Annotated in this window: 18 protein-coding genes; 6 read left to right on the top strand and 12 right to left on the bottom strand. The window is 61.6% G+C overall.

Going from position 1 to position 16,431, the window contains the following annotated elements; genetic code table 11:
* Positions 1-874: DNA primase (gene dnaG, locus CBB63_RS12665; protein ID WP_286699402.1), on the bottom strand; the 874-nt coding region annotated here is incomplete at its 3' end.
* 735 nt (positions 875-1,609) lie between these two features.
* Positions 1,610-3,040 (bottom strand): Glu/Leu/Phe/Val family dehydrogenase, encoded by a 1,431-nt coding sequence (locus CBB63_RS12660; RefSeq protein WP_286699401.1) that lies wholly within the window; start codon positions 3,038-3,040, stop codon positions 1,610-1,612.
* A gap of 344 nt (positions 3,041-3,384) precedes the next feature.
* Here CBB63_RS12660 and CBB63_RS12655 point away from each other — a divergent pair, with 344 nt between their 5' ends.
* The 3 genes from CBB63_RS12655 to CBB63_RS12645 are packed head-to-tail and all read left to right on the top strand — an operon-like array spanning position 3,385 to position 5,923.
* On the top strand, positions 3,385-4,827 hold the full coding sequence (locus CBB63_RS12655) for a pilus assembly protein TadG-related protein (protein ID WP_502695920.1): 1,443 nt from the start codon (positions 3,385-3,387) through the stop codon (positions 4,825-4,827).
* A complete protein-coding gene (locus tag CBB63_RS12650) occupies positions 4,824-5,363 on the top strand; it encodes a TadE/TadG family type IV pilus assembly protein (RefSeq protein ID WP_005849245.1) in 540 nt (179 codons plus the stop codon). Before CBB63_RS12655 ends, CBB63_RS12650 begins: the two co-directional genes overlap by 4 nt.
* Complete coding sequence (locus CBB63_RS12645; RefSeq protein ID WP_009825052.1) at positions 5,363-5,923, top strand: TadE/TadG family type IV pilus assembly protein; 561 nt, start codon at positions 5,363-5,365, stop codon at positions 5,921-5,923. The genes CBB63_RS12650 and CBB63_RS12645 overlap by 1 nt, the downstream gene beginning before the upstream one ends.
* Positions 5,924-5,982: 59 nt before the next feature.
* Here CBB63_RS12645 and CBB63_RS12640 read toward each other — a convergent pair whose 3' ends face one another.
* The 5 genes from CBB63_RS12640 to CBB63_RS12620 form a co-directional block, all read right to left on the bottom strand.
* Positions 5,983-6,477 (bottom strand): hypothetical protein, encoded by a 495-nt coding sequence (locus CBB63_RS12640; RefSeq protein WP_005849249.1) that lies wholly within the window; start codon positions 6,475-6,477, stop codon positions 5,983-5,985.
* 113 nt (positions 6,478-6,590) lie between these two features.
* Complete coding sequence (locus tag CBB63_RS12635; protein WP_286699399.1) at positions 6,591-7,100, bottom strand: periplasmic heavy metal sensor; 510 nt, start codon at positions 7,098-7,100, stop codon at positions 6,591-6,593.
* Positions 7,101-7,103: 3 nt separating this feature from the next.
* Positions 7,104-7,466, bottom strand: coding sequence for a hypothetical protein (locus CBB63_RS12630; protein WP_235208518.1), 363 nt, complete (start codon positions 7,464-7,466; stop codon positions 7,104-7,106).
* Complete coding sequence (locus CBB63_RS12625; protein WP_286699398.1) at positions 7,453-8,139, bottom strand: RNA polymerase sigma factor; 687 nt, start codon at positions 8,137-8,139, stop codon at positions 7,453-7,455. Before CBB63_RS12625 ends, CBB63_RS12630 begins: the two co-directional genes overlap by 14 nt.
* Positions 8,111-8,596 carry an EF-hand domain-containing protein gene (locus CBB63_RS12620; RefSeq protein ID WP_502695922.1) on the bottom strand — a complete coding sequence of 162 codons (486 nt, stop codon included), beginning with the start codon at positions 8,594-8,596 and terminating at the stop codon, positions 8,111-8,113. The genes CBB63_RS12625 and CBB63_RS12620 overlap by 29 nt, the downstream gene beginning before the upstream one ends.
* Positions 8,597-8,971: 375 nt before the next feature.
* Between CBB63_RS12620 and CBB63_RS12615 the strand changes: the two genes are divergently transcribed.
* Together CBB63_RS12615 and CBB63_RS12610 are read left to right on the top strand one after the other, a co-directional pair.
* Positions 8,972-9,376, top strand: a complete 405-nt coding sequence (locus tag CBB63_RS12615; RefSeq protein ID WP_286699396.1) for a DUF983 domain-containing protein — start codon at positions 8,972-8,974, stop codon at positions 9,374-9,376.
* Positions 9,377-9,424: 48 nt separating this feature from the next.
* On the top strand, positions 9,425-10,120 hold the full coding sequence (locus CBB63_RS12610; RefSeq protein ID WP_286699395.1) for an NUDIX hydrolase: 696 nt from the start codon (positions 9,425-9,427) through the stop codon (positions 10,118-10,120).
* Here CBB63_RS12610 and CBB63_RS12605 read toward each other — a convergent pair.
* The 5 genes from CBB63_RS12605 to CBB63_RS12585 all read right to left on the bottom strand — a co-directional run bounded on the left by CBB63_RS12605 (position 10,117) and on the right by CBB63_RS12585 (position 15,007).
* Positions 10,117-11,034, bottom strand: coding sequence for an EamA family transporter (locus CBB63_RS12605; protein ID WP_286699394.1), 918 nt, complete (start codon positions 11,032-11,034; stop codon positions 10,117-10,119). The two genes, CBB63_RS12610 and CBB63_RS12605, sit on opposite strands and share 4 nt — an antisense overlap.
* A gap of 15 nt (positions 11,035-11,049) precedes the next feature.
* A complete protein-coding gene (locus tag CBB63_RS12600) occupies positions 11,050-12,525 on the bottom strand; it encodes a carnitine 3-dehydrogenase (protein ID WP_286699393.1) in 1,476 nt (491 codons plus the stop codon).
* Entirely contained in the window at positions 12,522-13,019 is a 498-nt protein-coding gene (locus CBB63_RS12595) for a lipocalin family protein (protein ID WP_286699392.1), read from the bottom strand. The genes CBB63_RS12600 and CBB63_RS12595 overlap by 4 nt, the downstream gene beginning before the upstream one ends.
* Positions 13,016-13,924 carry a 3-dehydrocarnitine:acetyl-CoA trimethylamine transferase BcoG gene (gene bcoG / locus CBB63_RS12590; RefSeq protein ID WP_286699391.1) on the bottom strand — a complete coding sequence of 303 codons (909 nt, stop codon included), beginning with the start codon at positions 13,922-13,924 and terminating at the stop codon, positions 13,016-13,018. Before bcoG ends, CBB63_RS12595 begins: the two co-directional genes overlap by 4 nt.
* 42 nt (positions 13,925-13,966) lie before the next feature.
* A complete protein-coding gene (locus tag CBB63_RS12585; RefSeq protein WP_286699390.1) occupies positions 13,967-15,007 on the bottom strand; it encodes an aldo/keto reductase in 1,041 nt (346 codons plus the stop codon).
* A gap of 166 nt (positions 15,008-15,173) precedes the next feature.
* On the opposite strand from CBB63_RS12585, the gene CBB63_RS12580 reads away from it, so the two are divergent.
* Positions 15,174-16,403, top strand: coding sequence for an MFS transporter (locus tag CBB63_RS12580; RefSeq protein WP_286699389.1), 1,230 nt, complete (start codon positions 15,174-15,176; stop codon positions 16,401-16,403).
* The last annotated feature ends 28 nt before the right edge of the window (positions 16,404-16,431 follow it).

The raw sequence follows: 16,431 nt of genomic DNA, 5'->3' as shown, positions 1-16,431 counted from the left end.
TCGCCGTGCCCAAGGGGGCCACCGCCGCACCGAAACCGGCCTGCACCAATGCAATCACATCCATATAGCCTTCGGCCACGATCAACGGTTTGCCTTGTCCTGCCGCGGTCCGCGCATCGCGCACATTGTAGAGGCTGCGGCCTTTGTCAAAAAGCTCCGTCTCGGGGGAGTTCAGATATTTGGCGTTGTCATTCGGGTCCATTGCCCGCCCGCCAAAGGCAATCGCCCGCCCCCGCGCATCCCTGATCGGATACATGATCCGGCCCCGGAATGTATCATAAGGCCGCCCGCCTTTGGACGAAGGCTTGGCCAGCCCCGCCCCAAGGATCAACGCATCCTCGACATTCTTGGCCTTTAGGTGATCCCAAAGCCCTTGCCACTGGTCTGGCGCGAACCCGATTTCCCATTGCTCCAAAGCCTGCGGCATCAGCCCACGCCCGGCAAGATAGTCGCGCGCGGCCCCTGCCGCAGCGGTGCGCAGCTGCAGCCGGAAATACTGCACCGCCAGTTCCATCACCTCGGCCAGTTGCGTGCGCTTATCCGCCTTCTCCTGCGCGCGCGGGTCTTGTTTCGGCATGGGCATCCCCGCCTCACGCGCCAGAATCTCTACCGCTTCCATAAAGCTGACGTTCTCGGTCTCGCGCACGAAAGAGATCGCGTCCCCCTTGGCGTGACACCCGAAACAATAATAGAATCCCTTGCGGTCATCGACGTGGAAGCTGGCGGATTTTTCCTGGTGGAACGGGCACGGAGCCCACATATCGCCCTTGCCCTGATTGGACTTGCGCGGATCCCACATCACTTTGCGCCCCACCACCTGTGACAGGCTGGCACGGCTGCGCAGTTCATCCAAAAATCCAGGGGGCAGGCTCATACTGTTTTATATTGGGTCGGCAGGGCCAAAGTCCAGCACCCAAAGCCTGGGCAACGTGCTTCATTTTGCCGGATAAACTCCGGGGGGATCGTCCGTCAGGGCGATGGGGGCTGGCCCCCGTCNTACCGCCCCGACAGGNACTNCGGCGCGATCAAACGACGCGCGCGGGCGTNACTGGCCCAAACACATTTCGTTCCAGGCGGCAGANAGGTCGTTGCCCTTCACGTCGCGCATNTTCATTTCATAGACCCAAGGGGCGACCAGCGGGACAACCGCGTCATAGCGATCGGGCCATTCGGGGTTCTTGGAGGCGATGTGATCCGGNACGTCACGCTCTTTCACGCGNTCGATNCGCGCTTGCCGGACGGCNTGCACGACATCTGCCTGATACTGGCAATCGGTTTCAGCGCTGGTGGCGGCGAAGACAGGCGCGCTGGACGTCGCCAGTGCTGCGGCAATCATGAGTTTACCAAATTTCATCGTCACATCTCCTAAATGTTTCTTTGCAAGCCCGCCGCCCTTCCACNGCCTNCGCCGTTTAAAGTTAAAGGCTGCAGCGGACANGAGAGCGGGTGCTCATGGCGCAGGAACCTAGCCAGCCCCCGTTGGAATACAAGTGACAGAGCGGTTTTCCGCAGTACNCGCTTGCGCGGTTTGGCGCGTCTTTGCCGAAAGCCGCTATCACAGCGGCTTTCGGGGAACTTTTCAGGGGCGCAGCATAGGGCCCGCGCGAGGTTACAGCCCCTTTGCGCGGTAGCTNGCGGCGACCTTGCCGATGCTGACCAGATAGGCGGCGGTGCGCAGGTCTTCGACATCGTCGCGGCTGTGCCAGACNTCCGCCATNGANCGGTAGGCGTCGCTCATCGTGTCGTAAAGACCNGAGCGGACCAGCTCAAGCTCCCCGGCGCCCCGCAGGTATTTATCCTTGAAGTTCGGGCTTAGCTGCCAGCCGACGCCGCTATCGGCGCTCAGACGTTCCAGCTCGTCCACCANCAGCTGGTGGCGGCTTTCCTCGTTGCGGCGCTGCATACGGCCAAAACGGATGTGGCTCAGGTTCTTGACCCATTCGAAATANGACACCGTCACACCGCCGGCGTTGGCATACATGTCAGGGATGATCACNACGCCNTTTGCACGCAGGATATCATCGGCACCGGCGGTTACGGGGCCGTTGGCGGCTTCGACGATCAGCGGAGCCTTGATGTTATGCGCGTTGGTCAGGTTAATCACCCCTTCCAGCGCCGCAGGGATCAGGATGTCACAGTCCGCTTCCAGCAGCTTGGCACCGTCTTCTTCAAGGGGCGCATCTGGATAGCCCTTGATCGTNCCATGCATGGAAATCCAGCGGTGCACCTCTTCCACNTCAAGACCACGGTCATCGAACAAAGCGCCGTCGCGTTCAATGATCGCGGTGATCTTGCAGCCATCCTCTTCGCTCAGGAACTTGGCGGCGTGGTAGCCCACATTGCCCAAGCCCTGCACCACGACGCGTTTACCGTCCAGCTCACCGCCCAGACCGGCCTTTTCCATNCCCTTGGTGTCGCGGAAGAAAGCGTGCAGCGCATATTGCACGCCGCGGCCTGTCGCNTCGGTGCGGCCATGGATGCCGCCCGCGTTGATCGGCTTGCCCGTCACACAGGCAACCCCGTTGATNTCCGTGGTGTTCATGCGCTTGTACTGATCCGCGATCCAGGCCATCTCNCGCTCGCCCGTGCCCATGTCGGGGGCGGGAACGTTTTGCGCGGGGTTGATCATATCGCGNTTGATCAGCTCGTATGCGAAACGGCGGGTGATCAGTTCCAGCTCGTGTTCNTCATAGTCGCGCGGATCAATGCACAGCCCGCCTTTGGAGCCCCCGAACGGCGCTTCGACCAGCGCGCATTTATAGGTCATCAACGCCGCCAGCGCCTCNACCTCGTTCTGGTTCACNCCGGGGCTGTAACGGATGCCGCCCTTGACCGGCTCCATGTGTTNGGAATGGACCGAGCGATAGCCGGTGAAGGTCTGGATACCGCCGCGCAGGCGCACGCCGAAACGCACCGTGTAGGTCGCGTTGCACACGCGAATCTTCTCTTCCAGACCCGGCGACAGGTCCATCAGGGCCACCGCCCGGTTAAACATGATGTCGACGCTATCGCGAAAGCTCGGTTCGGTTCCGGGGTTCATTCTACGCTCCTAAATTGGCTCTGCGACCCTGATGCGGGCCGGTTCATCGCCTCNCCTTTTGAACATGGCACCTGCGTCAAGCAAAGCTGTAAATCACCATATTTCGAAGTTTTCGCACAAATTTTAATCAGTTTGAAAACTTATCGCCCAAAGCGAGTAGTCACGGCACACAAGACAAGTCCTGCGCGAAGTTTCCTGACAGGGGACAGTCCGGCTGCTCCGGCGGGATCTGCCCCAAAAACGGTCTGAGTATACACTTTTTTAAACGTATTTCGCCCTATTTCGGCCAACTTCNCCCCGCATATCTGCTGGCAACGCCGATCCGCCCGAAATGCGTCTGTCGCATGGGTCGCACGAATNAGGACATGGAAATGCCGGTNAACGATACAGTGAGTAAATGGGTAACCCTCCCCCTGCGCAAGCGGCTGACGCGGTTCGCCCGTGAAGACGACGGGCTGGTGACGATCCTCGCGCTTTTCATGATCATGATGATGATCGCCGTGGGCGGCATCCAGCTAGACTTCATGCGCCACGAGATGGAACGCTCGCGTCTGCAAGCTGTGTCGGACCGTGCCGTTCTGGCCGCTGCCGATCTGGATCAGATGCGTGACCCCAAAACGGTGGTGGAAGACTACTTTGCCAAATCGGGCATGACCGAGTTTCTGTCGAATGTCGTGGTGGATGACGGTCTGAACTTTCGCACCGTGACGGTCGACGCAAGCAAGGACATGGACACCCAGTTTATTGGCCGCTTTGGTTTCCCCACGCTCGAAGTGCCCGCCCATAGTCAGGCGGAAGAACGCGTTGCAAAGGTCGAAATCTCGCTCGTGCTCGATATCTCGGGTTCGATGGCCACCAATAACCGTCTGGGCGAAGTACAGAATGCCGCCGATATCTTTCTGGACACCGTGCTGAAGGACGAGAACCAAGACCTGATTTCAGTCTCCCTGGTCCCCTACTCGGAACAAGTGAACGCGGGCCCGTTGATCATGGACCGTATGAACGTCAGCAAAAAGCACGACTATTCCCACTGCATTGATTTCGACAACGGTGACTTCGATTCAATCGCGATGAATAGCAGCACACGGTATAACCAGATGCAGCACTTCCAGTGGAACTACGACGGCCGCAACAACTACCGTGACGATACGGTTTGCCCACGCTACGATTACGAGCGTATTACCCCGTTTTCACAAAACAAACGCACGTTGAAGAACCAGATTGATGATCTTGTACCGCGCGCTGGTACGTCGATTTTCCTTGGCATGAAATGGGCCGCGGCGATGCTTGATCCGGCGTTCCGGGACATCAACAACTCGCTGGTGAATGCCGGTCATGTCGACCGTGAATTCTACAACCGCCCCGCGAGCTATACCGATTCAGAAACGCTCAAGACTGTGATCCTTATGACGGATGGCGCGAATGATAACTCGTTCCGCATCAGTAATACGTACTACAATGAAGATAGCGAGTATGTTCACTGGAATAGATACAACTTTTGGTGGTATCTACGCCGCGAGGTAAACTCGCGCTACTGGGGCTACTTCTATTATCAGAAGTACAACAAATCGCTGGGCAACACCTTGCTGTCGAATATCTGCGACGCCGCCAAAGCCAAGCGGATCGTGATCTGGTCCATCGGGTTCGAGGTCGATGACGAGGACGTGCCCGCGATGCAGGATTGCGCCTCTTCGCCCAGCCACTTCTTCCGCGTTGAAGGCGTCGAGTTGTCCGAAGCCTTCCGCGCCATCGCCCGCCAGATCAACCAGTTGAGATTGACCCAATGATCGCCCGCATTTCACAAGCGCTGCGCCGGTTCCGCCGGGGTGAGGATGGCGCAGTTGTCCTGATCGAGTTCGTGATCCTCTTCCCGGTCATCTTCGGCATGTTCCTCGCGTCGGTCGAGGTCAGCCTTTATTCCCTGCGGCAGTTCCACCTGAACCGCGGGCTGGAAACGGCAGTACGGTATATCCGGCTGAACACACGCACGACGATCACCCACGACATGATCAAAACGATGATCTGTGACAACGTGGGCTATATCGGCGATTGTAAGGATACCCTGCGCCTTGAGATGGTGCTGGTGAACCCGCGCAACTTCGCCGCGATGAACGCCTCGCCCGACTGCGTGGACAAATCCCTGCCCGTCAAACAGGAACGCGGCTTTACCCTTGGCGCGCAGCACCAGCTGATGCTGCTGCGGGCCTGCGTCAAGTTCGATCCGATGCTGCCGGGCAGCGCTATGGGCTTCAAGTTCGAAACTGATGGCGCGGGTCAGGGCAGCATGTACGCCGTATCCTCCTTTGTGCAGGAGCCAAGCTAATGGTTATCTCTTATCTCAAACGCCGTGTACTGGCGCGCTTTCTGCGTGATCAGGACGGCAGCGCCTCGATCGAAGCGGTGATCATGATGCCCATGGTCTTCTGGGTCTATCTGGCGATGTTTACCTTCTTCCAAACCTATCAGGAATATTACACCAACCAGAAAGCGGCCTATACCATCGGCGATATGATCTCGCGCGAGACGCTGCCGATGGACACTGCCTATATGGACGGCGTTCAGGATCTGCTGGATTATATGACCCGTTCCTCTGGTGAAACGACAGTGCGCATCACCTCGGCGAAATACGATCAGAAGAACAAACGCTTCCTGCTGCACTGGTCCCGCGCCCGCGGCAGCCTGAGCGACGCGACCCAAGCGGATGTGACCGGCTGGACGGATAAAATCCCGGAACTGGAGGATGGTGAATATATCACCGTCACCGAGACATGGACGTCATTTGCCCCGCCCTTCAACATCGGGCTGCCGGTGCAAGAGGTGAAGAACTTCGTCTTTACCCGCCCGCGCTACGCCCCTTGGGTGCTGTACTCGGACGGAGCGTAAAAGCTGACGATCACGACAGAAAGAAAAGGCCCGCGGCGATCTGCCTGCGGGCCTTTTGCTTAGGATCGTTCTGCCATCATGGCAGAGATGATCTCGGACATGAACTTGGTCTGACTGCCGGGGGTCATGCCGCCGACACCGATGCGCCGGCCAATCCGCCACCACAGGCCCGGACGCCAGATGCGGTCACCGCCTGTACCCGGCTTGGTGCGCAGTAGAAAACCGTTAGACGGCTTGAACGCAAACACGCCGCGATCCAGCCCGATGATGTCTTCGACCCGTGCAATCACCGTACCGTCGCTGTCGCGTAATTCGGTGGCGGTCAGCTCGATCGCGCCCGCGGTTGCGCGGCGCATCTTGTCGGCCATCCAAAGCGCCAGCCCCCCCATTGCCAGCAAGAACACCTGCCAGCCCAGACCGGGCGACGAGGTGAACGCGACGTAGATCAGGAACAGCCCCAATATCCCAAGCGCCGTCAGCCCGATGGCCCGCCGCCCAGAGGAGGCACGCGTGGTGGCAAGAACTTCGTTTGGATCGTTGAATTCAGGGAGCATGGGGCGCGACTTTCGTTAAGGTCGCTTTGCCTACCGCGCCGGGCGCGCATTTGGCAAGCCCGCGCCGCGCAATCCCGCACGGCAGGCCCTGACCGCTTGGGCCAGTTGCCAGCCTATTGACCGGCCTTCGGAGGCTTTGCGCCGTCGTGTTTGCCCTTTTTGCCGCGCTTGAGCATTTCCTCGACACGGTCGGCATAGGCTGCACGCTCGGGTGCCGACATCTGAGCCAACTCGGCCAGCCACGCGTTTTGAACGGTCTGCTGAACGGTCAGCGTGGCGTCGCGTTGCAGGTCCAGCACGCGACGTGCCTCTGCGGGGTCGAAGGGCTCTGCGCGGATGGTGGTCAGCGCCTCTTGATACAATGCGCGGCGTGCGGCACGGCTGACGGATTTATCCTCGCGCCCCTTGCGCGCATCGGCAAAGACGGCGCGGCGGCGTTCTTCGGGCAGCGCCATGACGTAGGGCGTGCCATAGTCGCGCATGTGCCGCATCGCGCCACCATGCGGTCCGTCAAAGCGATAGACCGCCCCCGCAACCAGCCCCAGCACCAGAAGATTCACCCCCAGCGACAGCCCCAAGGCCCACCGCAGTGTCTTCGTGCTTTTGAATGCAAAGCCTGCCATTTTCTATCCCTCGTCCAAGTCCCAGCCGAACGCCGTCAGATCTGACGTATAGGTGTCCAGCGATGTCGCATCGGCGACGATGTAATCGTCGCCGCCGGTGATAATCTGCGTCGCGACATCCGGCAGGCCGCTTGGCGGGGCGACCCCAATCCAGAACCCGACAGCCGTTGCCGTGATCAGCCCGCCCAAGGCAGGTGCGCCGCCGATGGCGCGCCAGAACCCACGCCAGCCCCCTATCGCAGGGGCAGGCTGTGCCGCCAGCGCATCGGCGATCAGCCGGTCCATCATACCGGCAGGCATCTGCGGCGGGGTCGCCCGCGCCTGTTCGAAATGCGCCTCTAGCGTCTCTGTTTCACGTTTTGTCATCATCGTATCCCAAGGCGTCACGTCTTGCGCCCAAAAGTTTCGCCAAAGCCCTTTTGCCCCGTGCGGTCAGGCTTTCAACCGCTTCGACCCCGACATCCAGAATGGTCGCGATCTCGGGGTTCGCCAACCCGTCTATGTGGCGCAGCACTACCGCCTGCCGCTGCCGCTCGGGCAATCTGTCCAGCGCCGCTTGCAAGGCATCCTCGCGCGCCGTGCGCTGCAGCCGAGCCTCGGCGCTCTCCGCCGGATCGGTGGGTTCCGCGATGTCCTCAAGCGGGACACCACGGCCGCGTTTGCGCAGGCGGTCGGTGCACAGGTTGGCGGTCACACGGTACAGCCAGGTGGTCACCTTCGCTTCGCCATCGCGCCAGTCCGGAGCGATCTTCCACAGGCGCATCAGCGCGTCTTGCGTCACGTCTTCAGCCTCGGCCGCGTTGCCCAGAATGCGGAAGGCGTGACCAAAGATGCGCGGTGTCAACTGGAGCGTCAACAGCCGTGCCGCCGCCGCATCCCCCTGCACATAGCGGTGCAGCAAGGCGCGTTCGGGATCATCCACCCCGTCGGCATCGGTCGTATCGTGCATATCCATCAAACCGGAGGTAGCCTTTGCGGGCGCGCCCTTCAAGCGCGCCCGCATGCTTGCCTTATTCCGTTGCAGCCGCGTCGCCGTCATCGGACTTGTCGTGCTTCATGTGTTTGCCGGGTTTGCCGTGCCCGTCCTTGCCGCCATGACCACCGCGTTTGCCGTGATGCTTGCCACCCATACGGGCTTTGGCGAACTCTTCCGCGCTCAGCGATCCGTTCTTGTCGGTGTCCAGCTTCTCGATCATCTGCTCGGGGCTNTGACGNCCGGCCATTTCTTCCATCGACAGCTTNCCGTCTTCATTGGCATCCATGCGCTTCATCATCTTGTCGTGGCGCTTGGCCATCCGGTCGCCTTTGCCTTTGCCCATGGCTTCAAGCTCGGTCGCGGAAAGCGACCCGTTGCCGTCGGTGTCCAGCTTCTCCAGCATGCGCTGGCTGCGCTCGGCGTGGCGTGCCTTGGCTGCGGCGGCCAGTTCATCCTGTGTCAGGAAGCCGTCGCCATCCGCGTCAGCAGCAGCGAAACGTGCCGCGGCGTGGGCTTTCATTTCTTCGGCAGNGANTTCACCGTTCATATCGGTGTCCAACTGGACAAAGTGGCTTTGCTTGCCGCCCTCTGCCTTATCCGCATTCTGCGCGACCAGTGTCGTGCCGCCCAATGCGATCAACCCGCTCAAGAGTGCGATCTGAAGATTTGCTCGTTTTGTCATCTGTTTCTTCCTTTGGTGATCTATCTAACGCCCGCCGTTTTCAGCGTGGCGATACCGGTTCAAACGACAGCCGCCCGTCATTCCGTCGCAAAAAATGTGAAAAAGTTTTGGGCACCCCTGCGCGGGCTTTGCGACATGGCGACGCAACTGCCCCGAGATCCCTTTATTTCGCGGCGTTTTGGCCGCATGTAGGATGGGAACAAGGAAGCCCAGATGACTGACCAGACTGTAAATATGCCTCACGTAGACACAGATGAACGCAGCATGAAGAAGTCCCTGCTGCGCGGCTGGCGGCGTAAATGCCCCAACTGCGGGGCCGGTCCGATGCTGAAAAGCTATCTGAAGGTCAANGATACCTGCACCGTCTGCGGCCAAGAACTGTTNCACCACCGCGCCGATGATGGTCCGGCCTATCTGACGATCCTGCTTGTCGGGCACCTGCTGGCCCCGGGGCTGCACATCGCCTTTGTGGTCTGGCGCCCCGAGCCGCTNACGTTGTTTACAATCTTTTCGGTTGGCTGCGTCGGATTGTCCCTCTACCTTCTGCCCAGACTGAAAGGAGCCATGATCGGCTTCCAATGGGCAAAGCGCATGGGCGGGTTCGGCAGCACCAGCTGACCGGCACCCCAAAAGCCCCGCTAGAANAACAGGATATGGGGCAAGGCGATGACCATCGATAAAAGTAAAATCCGCAACGCAGCCACGGTGATCGTGATCCGCGACCGGCATACCGCGCCGCGGATCCTGATGGGGCAACGTGGCGCGACAGCGGCCTTCATGCCCAATAAATTCGTNTTTCCGGGCGGCGCNGTCGATCTGGGCGATGCGCAGGTGCCGCTGGCCAGCATGGTNGATGAAACCTGCNAGAACCGNCTGGCCGAAGACGCCGATGGNAGCCTTGCACATGCCTTGGTGGTGGCCGCGATCCGCGAGCTTTGGGAAGAGACCGGCCTGATCCTTGGCCAGAAAGGCGCATGGGAGGGCACGCCCCCTGCCGATTGGCTGACCTTTGCACAGCGCGGCTANCTGCCCCACGCGGCCCCNCTGCAATTTGTTTTCCGCGCGCTGACGCCTCCTGGCCGTCCGCGCCGCTTTGACGCGCGTTTCTTTCTGGTCGATGCCGAGGATATCGCCACCGATCTGGACAATTTCGACGACGCCTGTGACGAGCTTTCGCATCTGCAATGGGTGGCCCTGTCGGANGCGCGCAAATTCGACATGCCCTTCATCACCGAGGTGGTGCTGGCCGAAGTCGAGGCCCGCGCGCGGCAGCTTGACCCGCCCGCCTCGGTTCCGTTTTTCAAGAATAACGACGAAGAAAGCCTGTTCCTGCGTTTGCGCGGGCGCCCGATGCCAAGCTAGGCGACCATCACCAGCATCAGGATCGACGCGATCAGCACCGCCATGCCTGCCGCCTCACGGGGNCTGATTTTCTCGCGGAAGAACAGGGTGGAGGCGGCGACGCTCAGGATCAGCTCTACCTGACCAAGGGCTTTGACATAGGCCGCGTTCTGCAANGTGAAGGCGATGAACCAGCACAGCGATCCNCCCATCGAGGTCAGCCCGATNCAGANCGCGACCCGGCGCGCGCGCCAGACATCGCGGATCTGCCCCGGTTCGCGCANCCGCAGGTACACCGCCATGATCAGCGATTGCATCGTCACCACCGCCGCAAGGGTCACGCCTGCGCGCAGCACCGGCAGATCGGTCTGCACCGCCAGCGACGCCCCGCGATAGGACACGGCCGACACCGCGAAAAGCGCGCCTGACGCGATCCCCAGCCCCGCGGCGCGATTGCGCAGGTCGCGCAGGTGAAACCCCTTGGCCTCTGCCCCGCCGGACAGCAGCAACAACCCGACCACGCCAAGGGCAATCGCGNCGAANCCGGTGGCGCTNACGCCCTCGCCCAGAATNATCCANCCCACCAGCACCGTCAGGATGACTTCGGTCTTCTTGAAGGTGATGCCCACGGCAAAGTTGCGCTGTTTGAACAGCANCACCACACAGACCGTCGCAAGGATCTGCGCCGTGCCTCCGACCAACCCATGNGCCCAGAACCCCGGCCCAAGTGCCGGCAGGGGTGNCGCGCTGAGCGCCAGATAGGCCACNAGCCCCAGTAGGATGAANGGCGCGGAATACAGAAACCGCGAGAACGTCGCCCCCGCCGCCGACAGGGTCGCGGTCGCGAGGTATTTTTGCAGCATGAACCGTCCGGTCTGAAAGACCGCCGCGGCCAGCGTCACNAGNATCCACANGTCCGGCAGCGTGTCAGCCATGGNCGCGGACCCCGATCACCGTGGCGCGCCCACANAGCGGCCCACGCCCTCGGGCATCGGCAAGGCCGCATGGGCTTGGGCAAAGCGCGTCAACGCCGCCGCGATCTNCNNNGACGGATCAGAGGGTTTGCGGGTTTCAAGGCTGACATGCAGCAANAAGTGTTCCCCCGTGGCAAGCAGCCGGTCGCCTTCGTACATCTCGTGCCACAGATGCATTTTCTTGCCCGCCCCCAGCAGCACGCGGGTGCGTATGTCAATCACCGCGCCTGCATGCACTTCGTCCACGTGGCGGATATGGGTCTCGGCAGTGAAAAAGCTCCCGCCCGAGGCAATATACGCCGCATCGCAGCCGATCAGCTCCATGAAACGGTCGGTCGCGTCNGCAAAGGCCTGAAGGTATTTCGCNTCGGTCATGTGGCCGTTGTAATCGGTCCAGTCCAGCGGCACGGCACGATGGACGGTGAGCACCGGCCGGGACGGATCGTCGATATCCGCCGCTCGCGCCTCAAGCACAGTGCCTGCGCGCAAGGCCGCCTCGTGCTGTTTCATCAACCGTCCTGCGCCCCAATCCTGCTGCTTCAGCGCCCGCATCATCGCGACCAGATTATTGTCGCGGATGCGTTCAAGGTCGCGGATACCATAGGCCCCCGACTGNGCGTCCGATTGCCCCGCGATCAGATCNACAAGGGTCTCGTCAAAATCGGGCACATCCATCAGCTTGGTCCAGGGCCATTTCAATGCCGGACCGAACTGCGACATGAAATGCTTCATCCCCGCTTCGCCACCGGCAACGCGATACGTCTCGAACAGGCCCATCTGCGCCCACCGGATGCCAAAGCCATAGCGGATGGCGTCGTCGATNTCTTCCGTGGTGGCGATGCCGTCCTTGACCAGCCAGAGCGACTCGCGCCAGACAGCTTCGAGCAGACGGTCGGCCACATGGGCGTCGATCTCTTTGCGCAGATGCAGCGGGTACATCCCAANCCCCGTCAGCAGTTCCTTGGCGCGGTCTACCAGCGGGCCGTCCTGTCCCTCGGCCGGGACCAGCTCGACCAGCGGCAAAAGGTAGACGGGATTGAAGGGATGGGCGACCATGATCTGATCGGGGCGCGTGCTGCCCGCGCGCAGTTCTGACGGTTTGAACCCCGATGTCGATGATCCGATCACCGCCTGTGCATCACAGGTGGCCTGAATTTCGGCGAGCGTGCTGTGTTTGACCTCAAGCCGTTCGGGCACGCTTTCCTGTATCCACACGGCCCCCTCCACCGCCTCGGCGATGCTGGTGCAAAACCGGAGCCCCCCTTCGGCGGGCAGGGCGACATCGGTCAGACCGGGCATGGAGCGGCGGGCNTTTGCCAGNACNTCGGCGATCTTGCGTTCGGCCTGCGGGTCGGGGTCGAACACCTGTACCTGCCAGCCATTNAGCGCAAANCGCGCGGCCCATCCGCCGCCGATTACACCACCGCCGATGATTGCTGCGATTTTGGTCATTGTCGTATCCTCAGCTGGTCCGTGTCATAGCCGTTAAAGTCCAATATCTCGCGCGCTGCCGCGATCCGGTCCGCGCCGCCGCTGGCGCTGCGGTCAAGGATCCAGCCAAAGTCGCCAGCGGGATTGCCGACCACCGCGGTGCGGAACCCTTCGTCGACCCAAAGCACCCAAAGCGTGCGCGTGCAGCCATCGGGGCGCGAGAGCGCATAGCGCCCCTGCCCCTGCTGCTGCGCCAACCACAGCGTCCCGCCGTCGCCACAACCGACCTGTGTGCACAGCTGGAACGCAGGGCCCTTCGTCGTCTCGACCAAGGCCACCTGCGCCACGCCGTCGCCAAAGCTGTCGCGGACCAGCCACGGCCCTTTGAAGCGCGCCGCATCATAGCGGCTGGTGGCACCGATTAGCGCCTTGCTGTCCCGCAGGCCCTGCGCGGTATCAGGGGCCTGAGCCGCGCATCCGGCCAGAAGCGCCAGCGCCAGCAGCGCGCGCTTCATGCGGCGGCCCGTTTGGTCAGGCCAAGCTGTTCGCGCACCTGTGCCGGGCCGATGACCCGTGCGCCCATATTCTCTATGATCGTTCCGGCGCGTTCGACCAGCTGCCAGTTTTCCGCCAGAACGCCCTTGTCGAGCCAGAGGTTATCCTCGAGCCCCACACGCACATTGCCCCCCGCCAAAACGCTGGCGGCGACATAGGCCATCTGGTGACGCCCCAGCCCGAAAGCGCTGAAGGTCCAATCGTCCGGCACGTTGTTCACCATCGCCATAAAGGTGTTCAGATCATCAGGCGCGCCCCAGGGCACGCCCATGCACAGTTGCACCAACGCAGGGCCGTCGAGCACACCGTCCTTGACCAGCTGCTTGGCGTACCACAGATGGCCCGTATCAAAGGCCTCGATCTCGGGCTTCACGCCAAGCTCGGTCATCATCCGACCCATGGCGGTCAGCATACCAGGGGTGTTGGTCATAACGTAATCGGCTTCGGCAAAGTTCATCGTGCCGCAATCAAGGGTGCAAATCTCGGGCAGGCATTCCTTAATATGCTGCACCCGTTCCGCCGCGCCGATCATATCGGTCCCGGCCGCAGGGGGCAGCGGCTGCTCGGTCGAGCCAAAGACGATGTCGCCGCCCATCCCCGCTGTGAGGTTCAGGATCACGTCCACCTCTGCCTCGCGGATGCGCTGCGTCACCTCGCGGTACAGATCAAGCCGACGGCTCGGCGCGCCTGTCTCGGGGTCGCGTACGTGGCAATGCACCACCGCAGCCCCCGCCTTGGCCGCCGCAATCGCGCTGTCGGCGATCTGTGCGGGCGACCGTGGCACATGGGGGCTGCGGTCCTGACTGCCCCCCGACCCCGTGACCGCACAGGTGATGAATACGTCCTTGTTCATGGTGAGAGGCATCTAAATCTCCTTGGGTTCAGGGCCGGCGTGGCGTTTGAAGGGTCAGAACGGCATCGGATGCGCTTTATGCGCGGCATCCAGATCTGCCATCACCTCGTCATCCAGATGCAGGTCGATCCCGCCGAGGATAACCTCGAGCTGGTCAAGCGAGGTCGCACCAAAGATCACCGAGGTCATGAAGGGCCGCTGGCGCGTGAAGGCCANGGACATCTGCACCGGATCCAGCCCGTGTTTCTGCGCGATCTGCAAATAGGCNTCNACCGCATCGAACACGCGNTCCGTNTTGCGCCCGCCCAGATCCCCGTTGATCGCCATGCGCGANCCTTCGGGCANCGCGCCATTCTGGTATTTGCCGGTCAGCAGCCCCGCCGCCAGCGGAGANTACGACAGCATCCCGATATCTTCGTTGTGGCACGTTTCGGCCACGTCGGTATCGGCGATGCGNGCCAGCAGCGAATATTCGTTCTGGACNGAAACGGCACGNGGGCCGCCCGTGCGTTCGGCGGCATTCACCCATTGNGTCAGCCCCCAAGCGCTTTCGTTGCTCAACCCGAANGCNCGGATGGTGCCGCGGGTCACCTCGTCTTGCAGCGCGCCAAGGCAGTCCTCCATATGCGCCATCGTCTCGGCACGGTTCTGCGACGAGGGGTCATACTCCCAGTTCTTGCGGAACATGTAGCTGCCGCGATTGGGCCAGTGGAACTGGTAGAGGTCAACATAATCGGTGTTGAGCCGCTTCAGCGATCCTTCAAGCGTGCTGCGGATCGTATCGGGCGAAATCCCCGCGCCGTCACGCACCGGAGCCCCGGCGCCTGAGTGTTTCGTCGCCAGCACAAAGTCGTCGCGCCGTCCGGTCTTGGCGATCCACTGACCGATGATCTCTTCAGTGCGGCCAATGGTTTCCGCCTTGATCGGGTTAACCGGATACATCTCGGCGGTGTCGATAAAATTGATCCCCGCATCAAGGGCGCGTTCAATCTGCGCATGGCCTTCCTCGGGGGTGTTTTGCGTGCCCCAAGTCATTGAGCCCAGACAGAAATCAGTCACTTCGATACCTGTGTGACCCAGCGTGTTCTTTTGCATTGGAATTCCTCGTTTAGATTTGCGCCTACCCTTTCTGTTCCGCCACGTCACCGCAAGCGCATTTTCCGGGCANCCGTGCCGTGCAAAAGCCGAAGGGTAAAAATTTTCGCGTGACTGTCGCTTTGGCCATTGGTCTTGCCCGAAAATGGGCACAGAGTACCACGATATGCGCCTTCTCATTTCCTTCGCCGCCCTGTTTCTTTCNNTNATTCTGCTGCANCTGTCGTCNGGCGGTGTGGGGCCGTTGGACGTGNTGTCGGGCACGCAACTGGGGTTCACAAACCAGCAGATCGGCCTTTTGGGCTCGGCGCATTTCGTCGGCTTTTTNNTNGGCTGCTGGGGCGCGCCGCGCCTNTTGGGCACCGTCGGGCACAGCCGCGCCTTNGCCGCCTTTACCGCNGCGGGNGCGATCGGGCTGNTGTCGCATATGATGGTGCTGGATCCNTATGCCTGGGCGCTCATGCGGGTCGCGTCNGGGTTCTGCGTCGCCGGATGNTATACGGTGGTCGAAGCATGGTTGCAGGCCAAGGTCACGAACGAGACGCGGGGCCGCACCATGGGGGCCTACCGTGTGGTNGATACCAGCGGGTCATTGGCAGCGCAGATGATCATCGGCGTGCTCGCGCCTGCATCCTATGTGTCCTACAACCTGTTGGCGATCCTGTGCTGTGCCGCGCTGATCCCGCTGGTGCTGACCCGCCTGCCCCAACCCGAAACCCCCGAAAAAGGGCGGCTGCGCCCCAAGCTCGCGATTGATNGNTCCCCGCTGGCCGTCGCCGCCGTGGTTGTCGCAGCCCTGTCCAGCGCGTCCTTCCGGATGGTCGGGCCGATCTANGGGCAAGAGGTCGGGCTGACCGCAGGTCAGATCGCATGGTTCCTGTCGGCTTTCGTGCTNGGAGGCGCGCTGGCACAGTTCCCCGTCGGCTGGCTGGCCGATAAATTCGACCGCCGCTGGGTGCTGATCTGGCTGTCGGCTGCATCAATGCTTAGCTGTGCGGTCACCGTGATGTCGGCGGGCATGGGCACGCAGGCGATCTTTCTTGCCGCGACCTTCTTTGGCCTCACGACCTTTCCGATCTATTCNGTNGCGGCGTCCCACGCCCATGACTTTGCCAGCAGCTCGGAACGGGTAGAGCTTTCGGCGGCGCTGATGTTCTGGTTCGCGGTCGGGGCGATCTTTGCGCCCTACATCGCCTCGGTGCTGATCGANGGCTTTGGCCCCGCGGCGCTGTTTACCATGATCTCGGTCGGGCACGGGGTGCTGGTGCTTTTTGGGCTGACGCGGATGCGCGCCCGCCCTACGGCGACAAAACGCACCCCCTATGTCTATGCGCCGCGCACATCNTTTACCATTGGCCGNCTGATGCGCCGCAGCCGCGAACGCGACGCCCCCTAGCCCTTGCCCCGCCGCTGCGCTAGAGACG

The organism is Sulfitobacter sp. TMED3 (genome assembly GCF_002167505.1).
GTDB lineage: Bacteria > Pseudomonadota > Alphaproteobacteria > Rhodobacterales > Rhodobacteraceae > Sulfitobacter > Sulfitobacter pontiacus.
Note: the sequence above shows the minus strand (reverse complement) of the source record. Positions and strands in the feature narration are given on the sequence as shown.

What these genes read in the sequence shown, in the direction of transcription:
- CBB63_RS12595 (WP_286699392.1), bottom strand. Translation starts at nt 13,019, where the DNA reads ATGAAGCGCGCGCTGCTGGCGCTGGCGCTTCTGGCCGGATGCGCGGCT.
- CBB63_RS12625 (WP_286699398.1), bottom strand. Translation starts at nt 8,139, where the DNA reads ATGACGGCGACGCGGCTGCAACGGAATAAGGCAAGCATGCGGGCGCGC.
- CBB63_RS12645 (WP_009825052.1), top strand. Translation starts at nt 5,363, where the DNA reads ATGGTTATCTCTTATCTCAAACGCCGTGTACTGGCGCGCTTTCTGCGT.
- CBB63_RS12635 (WP_286699399.1), bottom strand. Translation starts at nt 7,100, where the DNA reads ATGGCAGGCTTTGCATTCAAAAGCACGAAGACACTGCGGTGGGCCTTG.
- CBB63_RS12650 (WP_005849245.1), top strand. Translation starts at nt 4,824, where the DNA reads ATGATCGCCCGCATTTCACAAGCGCTGCGCCGGTTCCGCCGGGGTGAG.
- CBB63_RS12630 (WP_235208518.1), bottom strand. Translation starts at nt 7,466, where the DNA reads ATGACAAAACGTGAAACAGAGACGCTAGAGGCGCATTTCGAACAGGCG.
- CBB63_RS12640 (WP_005849249.1), bottom strand. Translation starts at nt 6,477, where the DNA reads ATGCTCCCTGAATTCAACGATCCAAACGAAGTTCTTGCCACCACGCGT.
- bcoG (WP_286699391.1), bottom strand. Translation starts at nt 13,924, where the DNA reads ATGCCTCTCACCATGAACAAGGACGTATTCATCACCTGTGCGGTCACG.